A 22642-nucleotide genomic window follows, 5' to 3' on the forward strand; every position below is an offset into this window, starting at 1 on the left:
GGCACCGCATGACCCAGCACGCCGTCAAGCCACCGACCACCCCGGAGGGAACGGCCCGCCGGTCCCGTCTCGACCGGTACTTCCAGATATCCGACCGTGGATCCACCTTCGCCCGGGAGATCCGCGGCGGCGTCACCACCTTCATGGCGATGGCGTACATCCTGCTGCTCAACCCGCTGCTGCTGTCCGGTGAGGACGTCCAGCACCATCGGCTCGCCCAGACCGCGCTGATCACCGCCACCGCGTTCGCCGCCGCCCTCTCCACCCTCCTCATGGGCTTCATCGGCAGGGTGCCGCTCGCGCTCGCCGCCGGGCTCAGCGTCTCCGCCGTGCTCACCGGCCAGGTGGTGCCGCATATGAGCTGGCCGCAGGCGATGGGGATGTGTGTGCTGTACGGCACGGTGATCGTGCTGCTGGTGGTCACCGGGCTCCGCGAAGTGATCATGAACGCGATCCCGCTCGCCCTCAAACACGGGATCACCATCGGCATCGGCATGTTCATCGCCCTGATCGGACTGGTCAACGCCGGTTTCGTGGGCAAGGGCGCACCCGTGACGCTCGGCGCGGGGGGTCAGCTCGCGGGCTGGCCGGTCCTCATCTTCAGCGTCACCCTGCTGCTGATCTTCATGCTCCAGGCCCGTGAGGTGCCCGGTGCGATCCTCATCGGCATCGTGGCCGGGACCGTCCTCGCCGTCGTCGTCAACGCGGTGGCCGGGCTCGGCCCCAAGACCTGGGGCGGGCGCGCCCCCGAACTGCCTGCCCACGCCGTCTCCACCCCGGACTTCAGCCTCTTCGGAGACGTCGAGTTCGGCGGCTGGGGCGAGATCGGCGGGATGACGGTCGGCATGATCGTCTTCACCCTGGTACTGGCCGGATTCTTCGACGCCATGGCGACGATCATCGGCGTCGGCACCGAGGCGAAGCTGGCCGACGAACGGGGCCGGATGCCGGGGCTGAGCAAGGCGCTGTTCGTGGACGGCGCGGGCGGAGCCATCGGCGGGATCGCCGGGGCCAGCGGCCAGACCGTCTTCATCGAGTCGGCCACGGGCGTCGGCGAGGGGGCCAGGACCGGGCTGTCCAGCGTGGTCACCGGGCTGCTCTTCGCCTGCGGGCTGTTCTTCACCCCGCTCGCCCAGATCGTGCCCGGCCAGGTCGCGGCGGCCGCCCTGGTGGTCATCGGCGCGATGATGATGCAGAACGCCCGCCATGTGGACTGGGCCGACCGTACCGTGGCCATCCCGGTCTTCCTGACCGTCGCCCTGATGCCGTTCACCTACTCCATCACCGCCGGGGTCGGCGCCGGAGTGATCTCCTACACCGCGATCAAGGCCGCGCAGGGCAGATATCGCGAGCCCGGGGTGTTCATGTGGATATTGACGGCAGTATTCGTCATCTATTTCGCGCTGAACCCGATCGAGCAGTGGCTCGGGGTCCGATAGCGGCGGCACAAGGAGCTGATCACCATGCTGGACATCGCTGCCGAGCTGCACCGCTGGTGCCAGGAGGGGCGTGACTTCGCCGTCGCCACCGTGGTGGCCGTCAGCGGCAGCGCGCCCCGGCAGCCGGGCGCGGCCCTGGCCGTGGACGCCGACGGCACCGCCATCGGCAGCGTGTCCGGCGGCTGTGTGGAAGGCGCGGTCTACGAGCTGTGCCAGGAGGCGCTGACCACCGGCGAGACGGTCAGGACCCGCTTCGGCTACTCCGACGAGGACGCCTTCGCGGTCGGCCTGACCTGCGGCGGGGTCATCGACGTCCTGGTCACCCCGGTCCCGGCCGCCGACACCGTGCTGCGCCCGGTCCTCGCCGCCGCGGTCCGCGCCGCCGGGGCCGGGGGCGGGGCGGCGGCGCTCGCCCGGATCGTGGACGGTCCGGACGGTCTGCTGGGCCGCGCCCTGCTGGTCCGCCCGGACGGGACGTACGAGGGCACGCTCGGCGGCCCGGCGGGCGCCACCGCGGCCGACCGGGCGGCGCTGGACCGCACCGCGGCGGGGGAGGCGCGCGCCCTGCTGGACGCCGGACGGACCGCGAACGTGGTCATCGGTGCCGAGGGCAGCCGCTGCGGCAGCCCGGTCACCCTGCTCGTCGAGTCCAGCGTGGCCCCGCCCCGCATGATCGTCTTCGGGGCGATCGACTTCGCGGGCGCGCTGGTGCGGATCGGGAAGTTCCTCGGCTACCACGTGACGGTCTGCGACGCCCGTCCGGTCTTCGCGGCGGCCCACCGCTTCCCGGAGGCCGACGAGGTGGTCGTCGACTGGCCGCACCGCTATCTGGAGTCGACCGAGGTGGACGCCAGGACCGTGCTGTGCGTCCTCACCCACGACGCCAAGTTCGACGTCCCGCTGCTGGAGCGGGCGCTGCGGATGCCCGTCGCCTACGTCGGCGCGATGGGCTCCCGCCGTACCCACCACGACCGGCTGCGACGGCTGCGCGAGGTGGGCCTGGTCGAACTGGAGCTGGCCCGGCTGCGCTCCCCGATCGGCCTCGACCTCGGCGCCCACACCCCCGAGGAGACGGCCCTGTCCATCGCGGGCGAGATCGTCGCGAGCCGCCGGGGCGGCACCGGGGCGCCGCTGACCGGGGCGCACACCCCCATCCACCACGATCCGAGCCGGGCCGCCGCGGACCGGATCGGATCGGTCGCCTGACGTTCATCCGATCTAAGGCCACTCCTGGGCGGGAAACCGGTACGGCCACCTGGCGTACCGCCGCGTTGCCGGGTCCGGGTTTCTGAGTGAGAGTCAGATTTGACCCGTTCGTCCCTCTCTGGAGTGCGCCTGTGCGTAGCAAGCGGAAAGCCCTCACCGCCCCGATGGCCGTCCTGGCCGCCACCGCCCTTCCCCTGCTGACCAGTTCGGCCGTGCAGGCGGCCGCGCCCCAGGGTGTCGGCGACGCCCTGAGCGGCAGCCGTCTCTATACCCCGCCGCCCGAACGGGACCCCTACCGCCAGGTGTCCCGGCTCGCCTGGCGGGGCGAGAACGGTGAGGCCAGAGGGGTCCTGTCCATGATGCGCACCCCCCAGGCCGTCTGGTACGGGGACGAGAGCCCGGGGGAGGTCGAGCGTTTGGTCCGTACGACCACCCGCCGGGCCGAGCAGCGCGGCACGGTGCCGGTCCTGACGCTGTACGACGTACCGGGCCGCGACTGCGGCAGCTACTCCGCGGGCGGCGCGCGGAGCACCGCCGAGTACCAGGCGTGGATCGACGCCGTCGCCGAGGGCATCGGACAGCGCGAGGCGCTGGTCGTCCTCGAACCCGACTCGCTGGCGCTGCTGCCCTCCGACTGCGCGAAGGGCGCGGCCGGGGACGGCGGGACGGCAGGCGGCGAGGCGGGCGACGGCGGGCCGGGGGAGGCGGAGGCCAGCACCCTGCCCGCCGAGGCCGATCCGGCCAACCCCGCGGACGGCCAGTCCGCGGGCGCGGGCGCCGGGACGGGCGCCGGTGTCGGTGCCGGGGCCACGGGCGAGGGCGAGTTGCCCCCGCTGCCGGACCCGGGTACGCAGTCCGCCCCCGCCACCGGGGCCGGGCCCGGCACGTCATCCGAGGCCGAGACACCGGCGGCGTCCGCGGCCCAGACCCCGGCGGCGTCCGCGGCCCAGACCCCGGCGGCCCAGACCCCCGCGAGCCAGTCTCCGGCGGCCGAGGCGCCCGCGGCCCGGAAGCCCGGTGTCCAGACCCCCGCCGCCCCGAAGCCCGGTGTCCAGACGCCCGCGGCTCCCAAGCCCGCCGCGACCCGGACTCCGGCGGCCGAGCCGCCCGCCGCCCAGCCGCCCGCTGCCCAGGAGCCCGGAGTTCAGGAGCCCGGAGTTCAGAAGCCGGGCGCTCAGAACCCCGGCGTCCAGACGCCCGCCGCCGAGCCCCTCGCGTCGGAGACACCGGCTCCCGCGGCTTCCGCCACCCAGACGCCGAGCGTCCTGCCCAGCCCCGAGCCCTCCGGCTCCGGATCGGCCGCGGCCGATCCCGCCCTCCCCGACACCGGCAATCCGGAGGTCGTCGGCGACCTGGACGATCTGAACGACCTCGAGGGGCTCGACCAGCTCATCGAGGCGGAGGACCCGGGGACCGCCGCCCGCTACTCCGAGATCAACTACGCGGTCGACGTCCTGGCCGCGCTCAGCAAGACCTCGGTCTACCTGGACGCGGGCCACCCCGGCTGGCACGACGTCAGCAGCATCGTGCCCCGCCTCCTCAAGGCCGGGGTCGACCGGGCCACCGGCTTCGCGCTCAATGTCTCGCACTATCAGACCGACGCGTCCAACGCCTGGTACGGACGGCTGATCTCCTCCTGTCTGGCCTACGCCGACGGGGGCGGGGACCCGGCCGACTGCGCCGACCGCACCTGGTCGCACCGGCGGGCCCGGGCCTGGGTCCGGAACCATGCCCCCGCCGACACCTCGGAGCTGAAGCACTTCGTCACCGACACCAGCCGCAACGGCCAGGGGCCATGGGCCCCGGAGGGCAGTGACCACAGCGATCCGCAGCCGTGGTGCAACCCGCCCGACCGGGGCCTGGGCGTCCGGCCGACCACCACCACCGGCGATCCGCTCCAGGACGCGGCGCTGTGGGTGAAGACGCCGGGCGAGTCCGACGGGCGGTGTCTGCGCGGTACGGCCGGGCCCGAGGACCCGGAGCGGGGCACGGTCAACCCCGAGGCGGGGGAGTGGTTCCCCGACCAGGCCCTGGAGCTCGTACGGTTCGCCCGGCCCGCCCTGAATTAGGTCTCCGACCGTCAGCCGGGGTTCTTCCGGATGAGGGCGTCGACCAGGCCGGAGGCGGTGTTCGGGAAGTCCATCGGGACGATGCCGAGCCCTGTCCAGCCCTGTGTTCCGGCGCCCTCGAGGAAGCTCCTGACCTTGGGGTTGAGCCGGTCCGCGTTGTAGCGGGGCGGCAGCAGGGCGGAGGTGCTGACGTAGTTCATGAACAGCTTGCCGGGCTGCTCCGCCGCCTTGCGGAACTGCGCCTCGATCTTGGGGTACTTCCCGAACGGCTCCGCCATGTAGTCGTCCTGGATGTCGAAGAGCTGGCCGTCGCCGTACCGGACACCCGGCATCGCGCCGGAGTCGCCGAGCAGCACCACCCTGCCCCGCGCCTCGCCCAGCGTGGGGAGGGTGGTGTCCAGGCGGAACAGCGAACGCCAGCCCTTGTCGAGGTAGATGTCGAAGATCCGGCGGAACTCCTCGGCGCTCTCCTCCGAGTACTCCTGTTTGACCCGCATCAGCACGGTCTCCGTCGGATGCGCGGAGAGGAACGAGCGGCAGGCGCCCAGCACATCGTCGAAGTTGAGGTGCTGGTAGAAGGCGCCGTGGTGGATCGGGAAGGCGTTGTCGAAGGCCCGGCAGCGGATGTCCAGGAAGCGGATGCCGCTGTTGAGCTGGTCGGCGATGGCGGTGTTCTGGCATTCGGTCCACGGACCGCCGTGGCGGGCACCGGAGTCATGGGTACCGGGCAGGGTCAGCCGTTGGACGGGAGTGGAGTCGGCGATGGCGGCCAGCCAGTCCTGGGGCGCGAGCCGCCGGGGCGGTGCCGCGATGGCCGTCGCCGTACCACCCACGGCGGATATCAGTCCCGCGGTGGAGATCGCGGCCGCGCCTTTGAGAAATCCTCGCCGGTCCATACACATACTCCCGTCGCTTTGTTACTCGCCCGTTCGCTGTGTGCCGCTCGGCATCGAAGCACAAGTCGCCCTGAAAAGCTGCACGTTGGGCAGGGGCGTCAGAAGTGGCATGAGGTGGAGGACAGTGGCTGTCCGCAAGGCCCCGTAGCGTGCGGGGTATGACACACCCCGTGCTCGGCCCCCGCGCGCTCAACCGGGCGCTGCTGGAGCGGCAGCTGCTGCTGACCCCCTCGGCGTCCCTGACCGCCCTCGAGGTCGTCGAGTGGCTGGTCGGTATGCAGTCACAGGCACCGGGCGCGCCGTACCTCGGGCTCTGGACCCGGCTGGAGGACTTCTCCTTCACCGAGCTGGAAACACTGATGACGGAGCGTCAGGTGGTCCGGATGGTGCTGATGCGCGGCACCGTGCATCTGGTCGGCGCCGAGGACGCGCTGCGGCTGCGTCCGCTGATGCAGCCGATGCTGGACCGGTCGTTCCGGCGGACCCCCTTCGCACGCCGGGTGGGCGAGGTGGAGCGGGGCGAGATGGTGGCGGTGGCGCGGGAGCTGCTGGGCCGGGAGCCGCTGGGCCCCGCGGAGCTGCGGCGGGAGCTGGGCGCCCGCTGGCCGGAGGCGGACCCGGGCGCGCTGGTGCACGCGCTGCGGCTGTGGGCGCCGCTGGTCCAGGTGGTCCCGCGCGGCCTGTGGAGCCGTGGCGGCGGCCCCCGCTACGCGACCGTGGAGGACTGGCTCGGACGGCCGATGGAGAGCGGGTCCGTGGGCGCCGCCCTGGACGCGGTGGTGCCGCGCTACCTCGCCGCCTTCGGGCCCGCGACCGTCGCCGACGTCCAGAAGTGGTGCGGGCTGACCGGGCTGCGCGAGGTGCTGGACCGGCTGCGCCCGGGGCTGCGGAGTTTCCGTGACGAGAACGGGCGCGAGCTGTACGACGTCCCCGGCGCGCCGCTGCCGGATCCCGCGACACCCGTTCCGGCGCGGCTGGTGGCCGACTTCGACAATCTGCTGCTCTCGCACGCCGACCGCGCCCGCGTGCTCGACGACGCCTACCGGACGCGGGTGATGGGGGTCAACGGCCTGGTGCGCGGCACGATCCTGGTGGACGGCTTCGTCGGCGGGATCTGGGGGATCGAGCGGACCGGGAAGGGCGACCGCGCCTCGGCCACCCTGACGGTCACCCCGTTCGTCCCGCTCTCCGCCGAGGACGGCGAGGCCCTGGAGGCCCAGGGCGCGCGGCTGCTCATGGCGAGCGATCCGGGGGCCGCGACCCGCGCGGTACGGATCGGGCCCCCGGCACCCTGAGCCCCGCTGCCCTCGCCTGTCGCCGTCAGCCCCGCCGGGCCAACTCCTCGACCTGGTCGTGCAGTTGGCTCACATAGTCCTCGGACTCCGGCTTCATCAGCACGCTCCGCAGAATCCGCGCGCCCTCGGCATCGGAGGTCAGCTTGGGGTGGCGGCCGGTGAACGCCCGGGAGTCGGCCCGGAGCGTGGAGAGGAAGACGGGCGCCTCCCCGGTCATGCCCTCCTGGAGGATCCGGGCCGAGGCGCGGTCGATCGCCGAGAGCGCGGGCGGATCGGTCACCGGGAAATAGCTGACGATGTCCAGCTCCGGCCGCTGGTAGAGCTCCAGCAGCTCCGAGCCCTCGATCAGCTCCGTCCAGGTGAGCGCGGCCCGGCGGCCGGCCGCCAGCACCTGGCCCAGCCCCTCCGGGGTGGGCGGCAGCAGCTGGAAGGTGAGCCAGAGCGCGGCGGCCGAGGCCCCGGCGCGTGAGCACTCCAGGCTGATCTCGCCGAGGTGCAGCTCCTCGGAGGTGAAGTAGGTGTAGGGCGAGTCATGGAGGTAGAAGCGGCCGACCTCCGGATCGGCGAACAGCACCGCCCCGCAGCCGTAGGGCTGGAGCCCGTGCTTATGCGGGTCGACGACGACCGAATCGCACCGGGCGATGGCCCGCCAGGGCGCCTCCGCCAGCCCGGCCGGACCCTCGGCCCCGGCCAGCAGGGTGAAGAAACCCCCGTAGGCGGCGTCCACATGGATGCGTATGTCATAGCGCTCGCGCAGCGCCAGGGCCTGGTCGATGGGGTCGATCGCGCCGAGGCCGGTGGTGCCCGCGGTGAGGACGACGGTGCCCACCCGGCCCGTGGCCAGCAGCTCCTCCAGCGCGTCGAGGTCGATCCGGCCCCGGCCGTCGGTGGGCACGGCATGTCCCTCGATGCCCAGGACGCCGCACATCCGGCCGTGGGTGTAGTGCGCCTCGGAGCTGTAGGCGACGCCCCGGCCGGGGTGGAGCTCCCGGGCGACGAACAGCGCCTCCAGGTTGGCCACCGTGCCGCTGGTGGTGAGGTGGCCGAGGTGGGTCTCGTAGCCGAACATCGCGGCCAGCTGTTCCACCACCTCCCGCTCCATCCGCGCGGTGGCCGGTCCGCCGTCCAGCGCGTGGTTGTTGGGGTTGATCTGCATGGCGGTGAGATAGCCGACCATGGCGGCGGGATGCGGCGGCTTGAGCATCTGTCCCGCGTAGCGGGGGTGGAAGAACGGGTAGTTCTCCTTCAGCCGCTCGGTGAAGGTGCCGAACACCTCGGCGAACCGGTCGTCGTCGATCTCCAGTGACGGATGGGAGGGGAAGGGGCCGAATCCCTCCGTCCACTCGCGGTTCGCCTCCACGGCCCGGCCGAGCCAGTGTCCCAGGTCCATTCGGTGTCCGGCCTTCCCTCGCGCAGGATGGGGATGTTTGGGATCAAACGTAACGGGTCAAACGTAGGGTCCCCGGGCCGCTCTGGCAACCGTCCGGCCGCCGTCCACGGGCGGCGGCCGGACGGCTCACTCAGAGCCAGTCACGGCGTTTGAAGATCACGTAGAGGCTGACGCACACCCCCGCCATCAGCAGCAGCGCGAACGGATAGCCCAGCACCCAGTGGAGCTCGGGCATATGCGTGAAGTTCATCCCGTAGATGGTGCCCACCAGGGTCGGGGCGAACAGGATGGCCGCCCATGCGGAGATCTTCTTGACCTCCTCGTTCTGCTCGAACCCGGCCTCCGCCAGCGCCCGCATCTCGGCGTTCTGCTGCTGGGTCACCAGGGTGGCGTTGACCGCCAGGATGTCGGTGAGCGCCGAACGGAAGACGTCCACCCGCTCGCTGGTGTGGGTGACGTGGTCGGCGACGTCCCGCAGATAGCGCTGGAGCTCCTCGTCGGTGCCGTACTTGTCGAACCCGGCCATCAGCCCGCGCAACATCCCCACCAGGGGGCGGGTCGCCCGCTGGAACTCGACCATCTCGCGGGAGAGTTCATAGATCCGGCGGGACGCCGCCGGATCGCCCCGGAACACCTCGGTCTCGATCTCGTCGATATCGTTCTGCACCCCCGCGACCACCGGTGCGTAGCCGTCCACCACCGCGTCCAGGATCGCGTACAGCACCGCCTCCGCGCCCAGCGCCAGCAGCTCGGGCGTCGACTCCATCCGGGTGCGCACCGCGGACAGATCGGGGGCGGCGCCGTGCCGGACGGTGATCACGAAGTCCGGGCCCACGAAGACATGCAGCTCGCCGAAGTCGACCTCCTCCGGCGCGTCCAGATAGCGCGCGGCGCGCAACACCACGAACAGCGTCTCGCCGTAGCGCTCCAGCTTGGGCCGCTGATGCGCCTCCATCGCGTCCTCGATGGCCAGCTTGTGCAGATCGAACTCCTCGGCCAGCGACAGCAGCTCCGCCTCCGACGGCCGGTACAGGCCGATCCACGCTATCGCGCCGGGCTGCTCGCGCAGCCGCCGGTAGGTGGCGGCCAGGCTGTCGGGGGTGCCGATGCGGCGGCCCCCACGGTAGACCGCGGCGTCCACCACACTGCGCTCCTCGGCGCCGCCGGGCGCGCCTTCGGACCCCGCCGGGAGCGGTTCCCCGCGCGGCGGACCCGGCCGCCGGGAGCCGGGGGAGGACGGCGGACCGGAGTCCGCCTCACGCGCGGCGGTGGGGCGCAGCCAGGGGTACCGCCTCGGGGGCCGCGGGGTGCGGGAGAAACGCTCGGACATGGCGGGTCCTTACGGGTAGCGGGCGCGGACGCGGGTGTCGGGCACACCGCCGGGCACCGCCACCGGACCGGTCAGAACAGCGGCCGGACCGGGGTGGCGCCTCGCGGCGTACGACTGGGAGGTTCACCGTGCATCGCGGACCTCACCTCCTCGTCGCGGGCACGCGGGCGCAGATCACTGACCACAGTGCAGGATATCCCTCCCCACGCCCCCCGGCGCGGCGCGCCCGCGCGACCCCGCGCCCGGCCACGACCCCCGGCCCCGCCGTGGGCCACCGCCGACCGGGACGCGCCTAGGGGAGAAGGCCCGCGCGGCGGGCCTCGACTACTGCGTGGAGGCGGGTGTGCGCTCCCAGTTTGCGCATGGAGGAGCGCAGATAGCTCTTCACCGTCTCCGGGCGCACCCCCAGCCGCTCCGCCGCCGCCGAATTGGTCGCGCCCGACGCCACGCACGCCAGCACATCCACCTCGCGCGGCGACAGCTCCACGGGTCGGCGGCCCGGCGGCACCGGGTCGCCGGCCGAGGAGGCACGGGCCAGGCGGCCGCAGGCGCTGAGGATCTCCTGCCGCAGCTGTGGATCGGACACCCGGTGCGCGAGGGCGCGCAGATCGACATGGGCCTCGCGCACCTCCTCCCACAGCGCCGGATCCGGCTCCGCCGCCGGTGTCGGCCGCTGGGCCACGTCCATCAGCCGCTCCGCCTCGTCCCGCACCGCGAGCGACTGCTCCAGCGCGCGGGCCGCCTCCACCGCGGCGCTCAGCGCGCGGTCGCCGAGGGTCAGCGGCTGGCGCAGCGCGCCGTAGAGCACCCCGCGGACCCGGCCGCGCACCACCACCGGCACCGCCAGCATCGAGCGCAGCCCCTCGGCGCTCACCGCCCCGTCGTACTCATGGCTGATCGCCCGCGAGGTGGGGTAGTCGGCCACCGAGATCGGCCGGGACACGGTGAGCACCTTGCCGCCCAGGCCGTTCCCGGGAGTGACGGCGAGCCCGCGCAGGGAGTTGGTGGTGGTGCCGGTGAGTTCGGAGATGCGGAACTGCCGTGAGCCCGCGAACAGTCCGCCGAACGCCACGGGCAGTCCGCCGCGCCGCCGCATCCGCAGCAGCGATGCCCGTACGTCGCCTGACCCGTCCGAATCCGCCACGGCCACCTCCCCGAAATACCGCCACCCCCGTCCGGGGGTGGTGAGACTCAGATCACCCGTCGCACGATGCTAGCGAGCGGTACGGCATTCAGGAGGACATGTGACAGCAAACAGTCCGTCTCACGACTTCCGCGTGGCACGGGACTTCCTGCTCGACCACCGGGAGGACTACACGGCGGCGTACAGGGGGTTCGGCTGGCCGCGCCCGGAACGGTTCAACTGGGCGCTGGACTGGTTCGACCGTATCGCCGAGGGCAACGACCGCACCGCTCTGCACATCGTCGAGGAAGACCGCACCGAAACCCGAGTGAGCTTCGAGGAGATGCGCCGCCGCTCGGACCGGGCGGCGGGCTGGCTGCGCGACCTCGGGGTCGAGGCGGGCGACCGTATCGTCGTGATGCTCGGCAACCAGCGCGAGCTGTGGGAGACCGCGCTCGCCGCGATGAAGCTGCGGGCCGTCGTCATTCCGGCCACTCCGCTGCTCGGCCCGGTCGACCTGGTGGACCGGATCGAGCGCGGCCGGGCCAAGCACGTCATCGTCCGGGCCGCGGACACCGGCAAGTTCGACGAGGTGCCGGGGGACTACACCCGGATCTCGGTCGGCGGTCTGCGGGACGGCTGGCTCGCCTACGAGGACGCCGGGACCGCCGAGATCACAGCGGACGAGGAGCCGGACGAGCCGTTCGTGCCCGACGGGCCGACCCTCGCCGACGACCCCCTGATGCTGTACTTCACCTCCGGCACCACCGCCCGCCCCAAACTCGTCGAGCACACCCACATCTCGTATCCCATCGGCCATCTGGCCACGATGTACTGGATCGGGCTGCGGCCGGGAGATGTCCACCTCAACATCTCCTCACCGGGTTGGGCCAAGCACGCCTGGTCCAACCTCTTCGCCCCGTGGAACGCCGAGGCGACGGTCTTCGTCCTCAACTACACCAGGTTCGACGCCACCCGGCTGATGGAGGAGATGGATCGCTGTGCCGTCACCACGTTCTGCGCGCCACCGACGGTCTGGCGGATGCTGATCCAGGCCGACCTGACCCAGCTGCGCCACGTCCCGCGCGAGGCCGTGGCCGCGGGCGAACCGCTCAACCCCGAGGTCATCGAGCATGTCCGGCGGGCCTGGGGCGTCACCATCCGGGACGGCTTCGGCCAGACCGAGACCGCCGTCCAGGTGGCCAACACCCCCGGCCAGCCGCTGAAGACCGGTTCGATGGGACGGCCCACACCCGGCTTCACCGTCGTCCTGCTGGACCCGGTCACCGGAGACCCCGCCGACGAGGGCGAGATCTGTCTGGACCTCACCGGCCCCGGCGGCCGTCCGGTCGGCCTGATGACGGGGTACGAGGGCGATGAGGCGCGCACCGCGGAGGCCACCGCGGGCGGCTACTACCGCACCGGCGACATCGGCGCGCGCGACGCCGACGGCTACATCACCTACATCGGCCGCGCCGACGATGTGTTCAAGGCGTCCGACTACAAGATCTCGCCGTTCGAGCTGGAGAGCGCGCTGCTGGAGCACGAGGCGGTGGCCGAGGCCGCGGTGGTGCCCGCGCCCGACCCGGTGCGGCTGGCCGTGCCGAAGGCGTACATCGTGCTGGCGGACGGCTGGGAGCCCGGCCCCGACACCGCCAAGGCGCTGTTCGCCCACTCCCGCGCGGTGCTGGCCCCCTACAAGCGGGTCCGCCGCCTGGAGTTCGCCGAGCTGCCCAAGACCGTCTCCGGCAAGATCCGCCGCATCGAGCTGCGGGAGGCCACCGCACGCGGCGACGGCACCGAATTCCATGAGGAGGGCTGAGCCCTCATGACCAACTCCCCCCACGCATCCGAGTACGAGGAGATCCCATGACCGCCCCGCCGTCGGGCCCATCGGCCCCACCCGCCCCGTCGTACGCCAGCGGTGCGGGTGAGCTGCCGCTGTTGGGCGACACCATCGGCGCCAATCTGGCCCGTGTCGTCGAGCGGTTCGGCGACCGCGACGCGCTGGTCGACGTCGCCTCCGGCCGCCGCTGGACCTACGCCCAGTTCGGCCGGGCCGTGGAAGAGGTCGCGCTCGGGCTGCTGGCCAAGGGCGTCGGCAAGGGCGACCGGGTCGGCATCTGGGCCGTCAACTGCCCCGAGTGGGTGCTGGTGCAGTACGCCACCGCCCGTATCGGCGCCATCATGGTCAACATCAATCCCGCCTACCGCGTCCATGAGCTGCGGTACGTCCTGGGGCAGGCCGGGATCTCCGTCCTGGTCTCCTCCATCGAGCACAAGACCAGCGACTACCGCCGGATGGTCGAGCAGGTGCGCGCCGACTGCCCCGCCCTGCGCGACGTCGTCTACATCGGCGACCGCACCTGGGACGGGCTGGTACGGGCGGGCTCCGAGGTGCCGCCCTCGAAGCTGGCCGAGCGGGAGGCCCGGCTCTCCTGCGACGACCCGGTCAATATCCAGTACACCTCCGGCACCACCGGCTTCCCCAAGGGCGCCACCCTCTCCCACCACAACATCCTCAACAACGGCTACTTCGTGGGGGAGCTGGTCGGCTACACCCACCAGGACCGGGTCTGTCTGCCGGTGCCCTTCTACCACTGCTTCGGCATGGTGATGGGCAACCTGGGCGCCACCAGCCACGGCGCCTGCATCGTCATCCCCGCCCCGGCCTTCGACCCCGCGGCCACCCTCTCGGCCGTCGAACGGGAGCGCTGTACCTCGCTGTACGGCGTGCCCACGATGTTCATCGCCGAGCTGGGCCTGCCCGACTTCGCGACCTTCGACCTCTCGTCGCTGCGCACCGGGATCATGGCGGGCTCGCCCTGTCCGGTGGAGGTGATGCGGCGGGTGGTGTCCGAGATGCATATGGCCGAGGTGTCCATCTGCTACGGCATGACCGAGACCTCACCGGTCTCCACCCAGACCCGGCGTGACGACGACCTGGAGCGGCGCACCGGCACCGTCGGCCGGGTGATGCCGCATGTCGAGGTGAAGGTGATCGACCCGAACACCGGGGTGACCGTCCCCCGCGGCACCCGTGGGGAGCTGTGCACCCGCGGCTATTCGGTGATGCTCGGCTACTGGCAGGAGCCGGATCTGACGGCCGAGGCCATCGACAGCGCCCGCTGGATGCACACCGGTGACCTCGCGGTGATGGGCGAGGACGGCTATGTGCAGATCGTGGGCCGGATCAAGGACATGATCATCCGGGGCGGGGAGAACGTGTACCCGCGGGAGATCGAGGAGTTCCTGTACACCCACCCCAAGATCGCCGATGTACAGGTCGTGGGCGTGCCCGACGAGAAGTACGGCGAGGAGATCATGGCGTGCGTCATCCTCGCGGCCGGCGCGGGCACCCTCACCCGCGAGGAACTCGCCCGCTTCTGCCGGGGACGCCTCGCCCACTACAAGGTCCCCCGCCATCTGCGGCTGATGGACGCCTTCCCGATGACGGTCAGCGGCAAGGTCCGCAAGGTGGAGCTGCGCGAGACCGGCGCCCCTGAGACGACACCGCTCCCGGAGTCCCGTACCGATCCCGACCTGGCCGATCCCGACCTGGCCGAGCCGGAGCCGGAGCCGGAGCCGGAGCCGGCGCCGCGCTGAACGGCGGAACCGGCCGCGGTGGTCGCCGCGGCCGGGCCGCCGTTCAGCCGTGGCTCACTGCCCCGCGTTGGGCAGACAGCCCTTCACCCCGGACCGCGCGCCCCGGCTGAAGGACGACACCCGCTGGGTCGCGTCCCCGTGGTCGGAGGTGTTGGTCCAGGGCGTCTTGTCCGCGAGGGCGGTCAGGGCGTCGGTCAGTTCATCGGTGTCGCCCGCCTCGAAGGTGAGAATCTTGTCGCGGGCGGCGCCGAAGAGCACCGCCCCGGCCAGACAGTCGGCCTGGAGCTCACGGGCCAGGTCGACCAGGCCCGCGTCCAGCCGGTTCTGTACGGCATGGCCCCACTCATGCGCGATGACCAGGTACACCCAGGCGTCGCCCCGCTGATGGCCCCCGCGCATCAGGTCCATGTCCCACGCTATGAAGTCCCCGGCGGGGCAGTAGACGGCGTTGTCGTCGGGCAGCGGTTCGGATCCGCAGAGGGGCACGTCCGCCGCGGCGCCGTCGTACGCGCCCTGTACCCGCGGAGCGCTGTAGGCGCCGGTGAAGAACTCGGACCAGTGGCTGGACCAGTAGGTGGTGGTGACGGACACCGCTGACTGGATGTCCCCCTCCACGGTCTCCGAGCCGCCCCCGCCGCCGCTCGCAGAGCCGTCGCCCACGGGCCCCGGCGAGGTGCCGGGCGGGGTTCCCGCCGGGGTGGTGGCCGGGGTGGTCGTCGCGGGCCCGGGGGAGCTGCCGGAGGGGCGGGTCGGCAGACCGTCGCCGCCTCCACAGCCGGTGGTGAGCAGCAGGGTCAGGGTGGTGAGAAGGGCGGCGGATAATCTGAGGTACCACGGAGCAGCCATCGTTCGCCTCCGGCCGGTCGTGCGGATGGGACGGGCGAGCCAGTGAACGCTGGAGGGTGGTGCCTCAACGGAAGCGTTCACCGGTCGTGAGCGCAAGTCCGGGCGGTGCGCAAAACCGCGGATCTCCGCCGCGGCACCCGCGTGCGCACCGTGAGGGAGGGCCGTTCGGCGGCGAGCGCCGTCAGCTCCTGGTCCAGCCCCTTGACGTAGGCGGCCATCAGCCCGTCGTACCGGGCCAGTTGGTCACCCTCGCCTACGGTCTCCGGATGCCCGCCGCGGGCCATGAGGAACAAGGGGCACGGCGGAGTTCAGCCCTCCGGCGGCCCTGTCCGGATCAGTGCGTCCGCCGGGTCGTTCACCGGCTGTGGAGTGCCGGTCAGATCCATGATGAACAGCGGGATATGCAGGGCGTCCGCGCCCGTCCGCGCCTCCCGGGCGTAACCGGCCAGCGAGAAGAACACGCTCAGGGCCGACCGCTGGAGTCCGTGCAGCCACAGGCATTCGACGGCCCGCAGCGCGGCGGGGCGGGTGGACGGATCGATCCGGGCGACCAGACCCGCGCCGCACAGATCCATCCCGGCCGCCGGGTCGTCCGGCCGCCGGGGATCCCCGAAGCCGATCCACTTCAGATACTGGGCGGCGGCGGTGACCGCGTCCCGGGCGGTGCGGATCGTCACCGGCCGGAAGGCCGGGCGCGCCACCACGGGGCCGGACGGCGGGGGCGCGGTGGGGGCGGGGGGTGTCACCGGGACCCGGACCAGCACCCCGCAGCCGCAGCCGAACTCCGGCTGTGGCCAGTGGCCCTGGCGGCCGCAGGACGGACAGTCGACCAGCACCCAGCTGTCCTGCCAGGTGCGGTGCCCGACCTCCTCGGGCGCGCCGTCGCGCAGCACGGGGAGGGTGAGCGGGGCGCCGCACGAACAGGGGAAGGTCGGCGGGGTGAAGGACTGCTCGCGACGGCACGCGGGACAGTGCACCGGCACGCTGTCTGTCATCTCGGGGCTCCGGGAGGCCATGGGGACGGGCGGGGGCGGTTGTGCCCATGCTCCACGAAGCGGCTTCCCGGCGGGAGGAGTTGGGTGTTTCCGTCCGCGCGACGGGGCAGACGGGTAAGAGCCCGGGCGGCGGCACCGGCGGCGCGACTGGGACAGCTGCCGGTCACCGCCGCCCGGGGGCTCGGTGCGCGCGGGCGGTCAGCGGCCGGTGGCCGCCGCCCCCGAGAGCCGTTCGACACCGCGCAGCAGGGCGGAGTGGTCAAGGCCGCCGTCTCCCTGGGCGCGCAGCGCGGCCACGAGCTGGGCCACCACGGCGCCGACGGGCAGTGCGGCGCCCACTTCGCGGGCGGCGGCGGTGACGATGCCCATGTCCTTGTGGTGCAGATCGATCCGGAAGCCGGGGGCGAAGTCGCGGCGGAGGAAGTTGTCCCGCTTGCGCTGGAGCACGGTGGATCCGGCGAGTCCGCCCGCGAGGACGTCGAGCGCGGCCCCGAGGTCGACCCCGGACTTCTCCAGGAACACCACGGCTTCGGCACACGCCTGGATATTGGCCGCCACGATCAGCTGGTTGGCGGCCTTGACGGTCTGACCGGCGCCGTGCGGACCGCAGCGGACCACGGTCTTCCCGAGCGCGTCGAAGATCGGCCGGGCCCGTTCGAAGTCCTCCTCCTCCCCGCCGACCATGATGGAGAGCACGGCCTCCACCGCACCGGCCTCACCGCCGGAGACCGGGGCGTCCAGGACGCGGACGCCCTTGCCGCCCTCGGCGGCGGCCCGTGCCACGGCCCGCGAGGTCCGCGGGGTGATGGAGGACATGTCGATCAGCAGCGTGCCGGGCCGGGCATGGGCCAGGACGCCGTCCTCGCCGAGCACGACCGCCTCGACCTGGGGTGAGGCGGGCACCATGGTGATCACGACATCGGCGGTACGGACGGCCTCGGCGATCGAGGCGGCCGGGGTGCCACCGGCCGCGGCGAGGCGGTCCAGCTTCTCGCGTTCAAGGGTGAACCCGGTGACGTGGTAGCCCGCCTTGATCAGGTTCTCGGACATGGGGGAGCCCATGATGCCGAGTCCGATCCAGGCGAGGGTGGGAAGGGTTTCGCTCACGGTCCGGCCTTTCTCGTTCAGATCTCGTCGAGGTCCGTCATGTCTGCTGCGGGTCGCTCAGGGGCCGGTTCAGCCAGCCGAAGGACGCGGCGCTCGGCCCGTCGGGCTTGTACTCCAGCCCGATCCAGCCGTCGTAACCGGCGGTGCGCAGCCGGCCGAGGAGCCCGGGGATGTCGAGTCCGCCGGTGCCGGGGGCGCCCCGGCCGGGGACGTCGGCGATCTGCGCATGGCCGGTGCGGTCCGCGTAGGTGTCGATGACGCGCGGCAGGTCCTCGCCGTTCCTCGCCAGGTGGTACAGGTCCATCAGGAAGGCGGCGTTGTCCAGGCCGGTGGCCTTGTTGACCCGCTCCACCACCTCGACCGCGGCGGGTGCGCTCACCAGCGGGTAGTGCGGGGACTCCGCGGCGCCCAGCGCCTCGATCAGCAGAGTCGCGCCCACCCGGTCGGCGGCGCGGGCGGCCAGCGTCAGGTTCTCCAGCGCCAGGGTGTCCTGGACCTCGGGGTCCACGCCCTCGATCCGGTTGCCGTACAGCGCGTTGAGGGCGGTGCAGCCGACGGAGGCGGCGAAGTCGGCGGCGACCTCGACATTGGCGCGGAAGCGCGCGGACTCCTCGCCGGGGACGGACAGCGCCCCGCGGTCGGGGCCGGGCAGTTCGCCCGCGTAGAAGTTGAGCCCCACCAGCTGGGTCCCGGCGCTCTCCAGCGCGGCGCGCAGCGCGTCGAGTTCGGCCCTGGCGGGGGTGGGGTCCCGGGGCCACGGCCACCACAGCTCGACCGCGCCGAAGCCCGCGGCGGCCGCGGCCGCGGGGCGCTCGAGGAGGGGGAGCTCGGTGAAGAGGATCGAGAGATTGACGTCGAAGTGCGCAAAGCGCCCGGCCGTGCGGTCCATGGCCCTCGGCTCCTTCCGTTCCAGTTCCAGGGATTTCGTATAGCGGAAGTTACTTTCTGGATTACGGAAGCATGGGACGGTGGTCCGGGGACTGTCAAGAGGGGCTGCCCGAGCTCCCCCGGGCGCAGTAGGTTGGCGGCGTGAGATTGAGGGTTGAGTTCACCACCGAGCCGTTCGACCTCGACGAGGTGCCGCCGCATGCCGTGGCGGCCCGTGAGACCGTGCAGTCCGCCGCGCTGGACGCGGTGGACGTCGGGCCGTTCGGCAATACCGCCGAGGGCCGGGCGGACGCCGTGCTCGCCGCCGTGGACCAGCTGCTGCGCAGCTCGCTGGCGGCGGGTGCCACCCGGGTCTCGCTCCAGGTCAATGTGATCGGCGAGGCCGACGGGGGCCGGGAGGGCGAGGCGTGAGCGGGCCAGAGGACCACCCGTTCGTCTCGGCCGTCAAACCGCTCGTGGACGCCATGGGCGGCGAGATGATCGCCCCGGAGCGGGCGCGGGGCGACGATGTGGTGCTCTCCTGGGAGGGCCGTGAGGTGGTGGCCGTCCGGCTGCCGCATCTGTCCGACTCGCTCGACCACATCCTGGCTGATCTCCAGCGCCGCCATGGCGTCCCGCTCGCCGACCTGGACCGCAGGACCAAGCAGTCGGTGGTCCGCCTCCTGGAGCAGCGCGGCGCCTTCTCGGTGCGGCATGGTGTGGAGACGGTGGCGGGCGCGCTGGGCGTCAGCCGCTTCACCGTCTACAACTACCTCAACCGCGAGAAGGACGCGCCGCCACCCGCTTGATCCCCACCAGGGTCCGGTAGCGGGGGCGCGCCGCGAAGGCGGCCGGCGGCCAGACGGCGGGCCGCCCCACCTCGGCGCACAGATGCAGAATCGCGTCCGGGCCCGCCCAGACGCCCAGGTGGGCGCCGAAGGCGTCTTCGGTGGCGTTGAAGAGCAACAGGTCGAGCGGGCGCGGGGTGGTCACGCACGCGGTGGTCGCCGTATCGGCCCACAGGTCGCTCGACCGCAGTGCCGGGGGCCGCAGCCCGAAGTGGCGCAGCACCGCGTAGGCGAACAGCTGGCAGTTGGCTCCCTCGGCGAGGCCGGGCCGCTCCGCGACGGCCCGGGAGCCGGGGTGGCGCGCGGCCGCGTAGCGGACCGACCGCAGCTCGGCGGGGAGTGCGGCGAGCGGCCCCGCGGCCCGGCCGCCGTCCCACGAGTTCATCGCCGTTGTCTCCTCCGGTCGCCGCGGTGGTCCACGCGGGCGATGATGGCAGGGAAAACTTTCAACAAAGTGTTGACGTTCGCTACGGGAGACTCCTAGCTTGCCGATGTGACTACCAGCGCACCGCCGGGCCTGACCCGGTTCAACTCCGCGGCCGAGCGCGATGCCGCCGGACTGCTGCACGAGGTGTGCACCGGCCGGGCCTGGGCCGGAGCGGTGGCCTCGGGGCGGCCGTACGCCACCGTCGAGGCGCTGCTCGCCGCCTCCGACGCGGCGATGGCCCGGCTGACCGCCGACGACCTCGCCGAAGCGATGGCCGGGCATCCGCCCATCGGCCGGCCCACCCCGGGCGATGCCACCTCGGCCCGTGAGCAGAGCGGGGTCGGCGAGGAGCTCCGTGCCGAACTCCTCGAGCTCAACCTGGCCTACCAGGAGCGCCACGGCCATGTCTTCCTGATCTGCGCCACCGGACGCAGCGGTGCGGAGATGCTCACCGCTCTCCATGAGCGGATCGGCAACGACGCGGACACCGAGCGCGAGATCGTCCGCACCGAGCTGGGAAAGATCAACCGTATCCGGCTCATCCGCCTCCTGGAGGCCGCAGTGGAAGGAGAGCGCTGATGGCGACCGCCACCTCGGTGTCCACCCACATCCTGGACACCAGCGTGGGCCGCCCGGCCGCGGGTGTGGACGTGGAGCTGTCCGTCCGGGCCGCCGGTGGCGCGGACTGGACCCCGCACGCCACCTCCGCCACCGACGCCGACGGCCGCTGCAAGGATCTGCCCGCCCTCCCCGAGGGCACCACCGAGGTACGGCTGCGCTTCGCCACCGGGCCGTATCTGCCCCACGCCTTCTTCCCCGAAGTGGCGGTCGTCTTCGCCGTCGAGCCGGGTGAGCACTACCACGTACCGCTGCTGCTCACCCCGTTCGGCTACTCCGTATACCGAGGGAGTTAAGCCCGATGCCCGAGCTCGGCCAGAACCAGTACGGCAAAGCCGAATGCCGTGTCGTCCGCGTCGTGCGGGACGGCGCCGTCCACCACATCAGGGACCTGAACGTCTCGGTGGCGCTCTCCGGCGATATGGACGAGGTCCATCTCTCCGGCAGCAACGCGAATGTGCTGCCCACCGACACCACCAAGAACACCGTGTACGCCTTCGCCAAGGAGTACGGCATCACCTCGGCCGAGCAGTTCGGCATCCACCTGGCCCGCCACTTCGTCACGAGCCAGGAGCCGATCCACTCCGCCCGCATCCGGATCGAGGAGTACGGCTGGGACCGGATCGAGACCACCGGCGAGGCCCGGCACTCCTTCGTCCGCTCCGGCCGGGAGACCCGCACCGCCCAGGTCTCCTACGACGGCGAGCGCTGGGAAGTGCTCTCCGGGCTCAAGGACCTCACCGTCCTGAACTCCACCGACTCCGAGTTCTGGGGCTACGTCAAGGACGAGTACACGACCCTGCCCGAGGCCCGCGACCGCATCCTCGCCACCGAGGTGCACGCCCGCTGGCGTTCCGGCTGGAGCGATGACGCGCTGCCGATGCCGGACTGGGAGCAGAGCTATGACGAGACACGCGGCCATCTGCTGACCGCCTTCGCCGAGACCTATTCGCTCTCGCTCCAGCAGACGCTGTACCAGATGGGCGCCCGAGCCATCGAACACCGGCCGGACATCGAGGAGATACGGCTCTCCCTCCCCAACAAGCACCATTTCCTGGTGGACCTGGAGCCCTTCGGCCTCAAGAACGACAACGAGGTGTACTTCGCCGCCGACCGGCCCTACGGCCTGATCGAGGCCACCGTGCTGCGGGACGGCGCCACGCCCCGGATCCCCACCGACTAGAAGGGCGCCGCGCATGAACCGCATCGTCATCGAGAACTGCGCCGTCGCCACCGTGGACGCCGACGACACCGAGTACGCCTCCGGGCACCTCGTCATCGCGGGCAACCGTGTCGAGTCGGTCGGCGCCGGACCCGCCCCCGGTGAACTGGAGGGCGTGGTCCGCCGGATCGACGGCACCGGCCATCTCGCCACTCCGGGCCTGGTCAACACCCATCACCACTTCTACCAATGGCTCACCCGCGGCCTCGCCCAGGACTGCAATCTCTTCGACTGGCTGGTCGCGCTCTATCCGACCTGGGCGCGGATCGACGAGGACATGGTCCACGCGGCGGCCCGCGGCTCGCTCGCGATGATGGCGCGCGGTGGTGTCACCACCGCCATGGACCACCACTACGTCTTCCCGCGCGGCACCGGCGATCTGCTCGGCGCCGAGATCCGCGCGGCGCGGGAGCTGGGGGTGCGGTTCACCGCCGCGCGCGGCTCCATGGACCGCGGGGTCTCCGACGGCGGACTGCCGCCGGACTTCGCCGTGGAGACGACCGAGGGCGCGCTGACCGCCACCGAGGAGGCGATCGACACCCACCACGACGGCTCGTTCGACTCGATGCTCCAGATCGCGGTGGCGCCCTGCTCGCCGTTCTCCGTCTCCACCGATCTGCTCCGCGAGGGCGCGGTCCTGGCCCGCCGCAAGGGCGTACGGCTGCACACCCATGGCTCGGAGACGGTGGAGGAGGAGAAGTTCTGCCATGAGCTCTTCGGGATGGGGCCGACCGACTACTTCGAGTCCACCGGCTGGCTGGGCGAGGACGTGTGGATGGCCCACTGCGTCCATATGAACGACGCCGATATCGCCGCGTTCGCCCGGACCGGCACCGGCGTGGCCCACTGTCCCTCGTCCAACGCCCGGCTCGCCGCCGGGATCGCACGGGTGCCGGACCTGCTCGCGGCGCGGGTGCCGGTGGGGCTCGGAGTGGACGGCACCGCCTCCAACGAGTCCGGTGAACTCCACACCGAACTGCGCAACGCCCTGCTGGTCAACCGGCTCGGCAGCCACCGCGAGAAGGCTCTGACGGTACGTCAGGCGCTGCGGCTCGGCACCTACGGCGGCGCCCAAGTGCTGGGGCGGCAGGACCAGATCGGCTCCCTGGAGCCGGGCAAACTGGCCGACCTGGTGCTCTGGAAGCTGGACGGCATCGGCCACTCGACCATCGCCGACCCGGTCGCCGCCCTCGTCCTCGGCGCGGCGGCCCCGGTGACCCTGTCGCTGGTGAACGGCGAACCGGTGGTGGAGAACGGGCGGTTGCTCACCGCCGACGAGGACACCATCGCGCGCACCGCGCGCGACGAGGCACACCGGCTGGCCCGTATCGCGGCCGACGGGTGACCCAGGGCTCCGG

The 22642-nt window shown here is 72.2% G+C and carries 21 protein-coding genes; 12 read left to right on the forward strand and 9 right to left on the reverse strand.

Annotated features, from left to right (window positions below; translation table 11 throughout):
• Nucleotides 1–8: 8 nt before the first annotated feature.
• The 3 genes from AB0C66_RS24245 (at nucleotide 9) to AB0C66_RS24255 (ending at nucleotide 4714) form a co-directional block, all read left to right on the forward strand.
• Nucleotides 9–1439, forward strand: a complete 1431-nt coding sequence (locus AB0C66_RS24245; RefSeq protein WP_362442259.1) for an NCS2 family permease — start codon at nucleotides 9–11, stop codon at nucleotides 1437–1439.
• 24 nt (nucleotides 1440–1463) lie between these two features.
• Nucleotides 1464–2645, forward strand: coding sequence for an XdhC/CoxI family protein (locus AB0C66_RS24250; RefSeq protein WP_362442262.1), 1182 nt, complete (start codon nucleotides 1464–1466; stop codon nucleotides 2643–2645).
• A gap of 131 nt (nucleotides 2646–2776) precedes the next feature.
• On the forward strand, nucleotides 2777–4714 hold the full coding sequence (locus AB0C66_RS24255) for a glycoside hydrolase family 6 protein (RefSeq protein ID WP_362442265.1): 1938 nt from the start codon (nucleotides 2777–2779) through the stop codon (nucleotides 4712–4714).
• Between the two features lie 11 nt (nucleotides 4715–4725).
• Here the strand turns inward: AB0C66_RS24255 and AB0C66_RS24260 are convergent, their stop codons facing one another.
• Nucleotides 4726–5610, reverse strand: coding sequence for a phosphatidylinositol-specific phospholipase C (locus AB0C66_RS24260; protein WP_362442268.1), 885 nt, complete (start codon nucleotides 5608–5610; stop codon nucleotides 4726–4728).
• A gap of 158 nt (nucleotides 5611–5768) precedes the next feature.
• On the opposite strand from AB0C66_RS24260, the gene AB0C66_RS24265 reads away from it, so the two are divergent.
• Nucleotides 5769–6905: a winged helix DNA-binding domain-containing protein gene (locus AB0C66_RS24265; RefSeq protein WP_362442271.1), complete on the forward strand. Its 1137-nt coding sequence runs from the start codon at nucleotides 5769–5771 to the stop codon at nucleotides 6903–6905.
• 25 nt (nucleotides 6906–6930) lie between these two features.
• Here AB0C66_RS24265 and AB0C66_RS24270 read toward each other — a convergent pair whose 3' ends face one another.
• From AB0C66_RS24270 to AB0C66_RS24280, 3 genes are all read right to left on the reverse strand, one after another.
• Entirely contained in the window at nucleotides 6931–8295 is a 1365-nt protein-coding gene (locus AB0C66_RS24270) for an aminotransferase class I/II-fold pyridoxal phosphate-dependent enzyme (RefSeq protein ID WP_362442274.1), read from the reverse strand.
• Between the two features lie 130 nt (nucleotides 8296–8425).
• Nucleotides 8426–9625 carry a CorA family divalent cation transporter gene (locus tag AB0C66_RS24275; protein WP_362442277.1) on the reverse strand — a complete coding sequence of 400 codons (1200 nt, stop codon included), beginning with the start codon at nucleotides 9623–9625 and terminating at the stop codon, nucleotides 8426–8428.
• 292 nt (nucleotides 9626–9917) lie between these two features.
• On the reverse strand, nucleotides 9918–10769 hold the full coding sequence (locus AB0C66_RS24280; RefSeq protein ID WP_362442280.1) for a LuxR C-terminal-related transcriptional regulator: 852 nt from the start codon (nucleotides 10767–10769) through the stop codon (nucleotides 9918–9920).
• Nucleotides 10770–10869: 100 nt separating this feature from the next.
• On the opposite strand from AB0C66_RS24280, the gene AB0C66_RS24285 reads away from it, so the two are divergent.
• The gene (locus AB0C66_RS24285; protein ID WP_362442283.1) at nucleotides 10870–12570 is read left to right on the forward strand and encodes an AMP-binding protein; all 1701 of its coding nucleotides are present in this window, start codon (nucleotides 10870–10872) and stop codon (nucleotides 12568–12570) included.
• A gap of 47 nt (nucleotides 12571–12617) precedes the next feature.
• Entirely contained in the window at nucleotides 12618–14354 is a 1737-nt protein-coding gene (locus tag AB0C66_RS24290; RefSeq protein WP_362442286.1) for an AMP-binding protein, read from the forward strand.
• Between the two features lie 54 nt (nucleotides 14355–14408).
• Here AB0C66_RS24290 and AB0C66_RS24295 read toward each other — a convergent pair whose 3' ends face one another.
• From AB0C66_RS24295 to AB0C66_RS24310, 4 genes are all read right to left on the reverse strand, one after another.
• Nucleotides 14409–15200: a hypothetical protein gene (locus tag AB0C66_RS24295; protein WP_362442289.1), complete on the reverse strand. Its 792-nt coding sequence runs from the start codon at nucleotides 15198–15200 to the stop codon at nucleotides 14409–14411.
• A 308-nt stretch (nucleotides 15201–15508) separates the two neighbouring features.
• Nucleotides 15509–16195: a hypothetical protein gene (locus tag AB0C66_RS24300; RefSeq protein WP_362442292.1), complete on the reverse strand. Its 687-nt coding sequence runs from the start codon at nucleotides 16193–16195 to the stop codon at nucleotides 15509–15511.
• Between the two features lie 198 nt (nucleotides 16196–16393).
• A complete protein-coding gene (locus AB0C66_RS24305) occupies nucleotides 16394–17302 on the reverse strand; it encodes a 2-hydroxy-3-oxopropionate reductase (protein ID WP_362442295.1) in 909 nt (302 codons plus the stop codon).
• Between the two features lie 37 nt (nucleotides 17303–17339).
• On the reverse strand, nucleotides 17340–18191 hold the full coding sequence (locus AB0C66_RS24310; RefSeq protein WP_362442298.1) for a TIM barrel protein: 852 nt from the start codon (nucleotides 18189–18191) through the stop codon (nucleotides 17340–17342).
• 140 nt (nucleotides 18192–18331) lie between these two features.
• Here AB0C66_RS24310 and AB0C66_RS24315 point away from each other — a divergent pair, with 140 nt between their 5' ends.
• Together AB0C66_RS24315 and AB0C66_RS24320 are read left to right on the forward strand one after the other, a co-directional pair.
• On the forward strand, nucleotides 18332–18601 hold the full coding sequence (locus AB0C66_RS24315) for a hypothetical protein (RefSeq protein ID WP_362442300.1): 270 nt from the start codon (nucleotides 18332–18334) through the stop codon (nucleotides 18599–18601).
• Nucleotides 18598–18978 carry a helix-turn-helix domain-containing protein gene (locus tag AB0C66_RS24320; protein ID WP_362442302.1) on the forward strand — a complete coding sequence of 127 codons (381 nt, stop codon included), beginning with the start codon at nucleotides 18598–18600 and terminating at the stop codon, nucleotides 18976–18978. The genes AB0C66_RS24315 and AB0C66_RS24320 overlap by 4 nt, the downstream gene beginning before the upstream one ends.
• Here the strand turns inward: AB0C66_RS24320 and AB0C66_RS24325 are convergent.
• The gene (locus tag AB0C66_RS24325) at nucleotides 18944–19402 is read right to left on the reverse strand and encodes a hydrolase (protein ID WP_362442305.1); all 459 of its coding nucleotides are present in this window, start codon (nucleotides 19400–19402) and stop codon (nucleotides 18944–18946) included. The two genes, AB0C66_RS24320 and AB0C66_RS24325, sit on opposite strands and share 35 nt — an antisense overlap.
• 108 nt (nucleotides 19403–19510) lie before the next feature.
• On the opposite strand from AB0C66_RS24325, the gene uraD reads away from it, so the two are divergent.
• The 4 genes from uraD to AB0C66_RS24345 are packed head-to-tail and all read left to right on the forward strand — an operon-like array spanning nucleotide 19511 to nucleotide 22629.
• Nucleotides 19511–20023, forward strand: coding sequence for a 2-oxo-4-hydroxy-4-carboxy-5-ureidoimidazoline decarboxylase (gene uraD / locus AB0C66_RS24330; protein ID WP_362442308.1), 513 nt, complete (start codon nucleotides 19511–19513; stop codon nucleotides 20021–20023).
• Nucleotides 20023–20358, forward strand: coding sequence for a hydroxyisourate hydrolase (gene uraH / locus AB0C66_RS24335; protein ID WP_362442311.1), 336 nt, complete (start codon nucleotides 20023–20025; stop codon nucleotides 20356–20358). Before uraD ends, uraH begins: the two co-directional genes overlap by 1 nt.
• A gap of 5 nt (nucleotides 20359–20363) precedes the next feature.
• Nucleotides 20364–21245, forward strand: a complete 882-nt coding sequence (pucL, locus tag AB0C66_RS24340; protein WP_362442314.1) for a factor-independent urate hydroxylase — start codon at nucleotides 20364–20366, stop codon at nucleotides 21243–21245.
• Between the two features lie 13 nt (nucleotides 21246–21258).
• A complete protein-coding gene (locus tag AB0C66_RS24345; RefSeq protein WP_362442317.1) occupies nucleotides 21259–22629 on the forward strand; it encodes an 8-oxoguanine deaminase in 1371 nt (456 codons plus the stop codon).
• Nucleotides 22630–22642: the final 13 nt, after the last annotated feature.

This window comes from Streptomyces sp. NPDC048636 (genome assembly GCF_040650655.1).
In the GTDB taxonomy this organism is placed as follows: domain Bacteria; phylum Actinomycetota; class Actinomycetes; order Streptomycetales; family Streptomycetaceae; genus Streptomyces.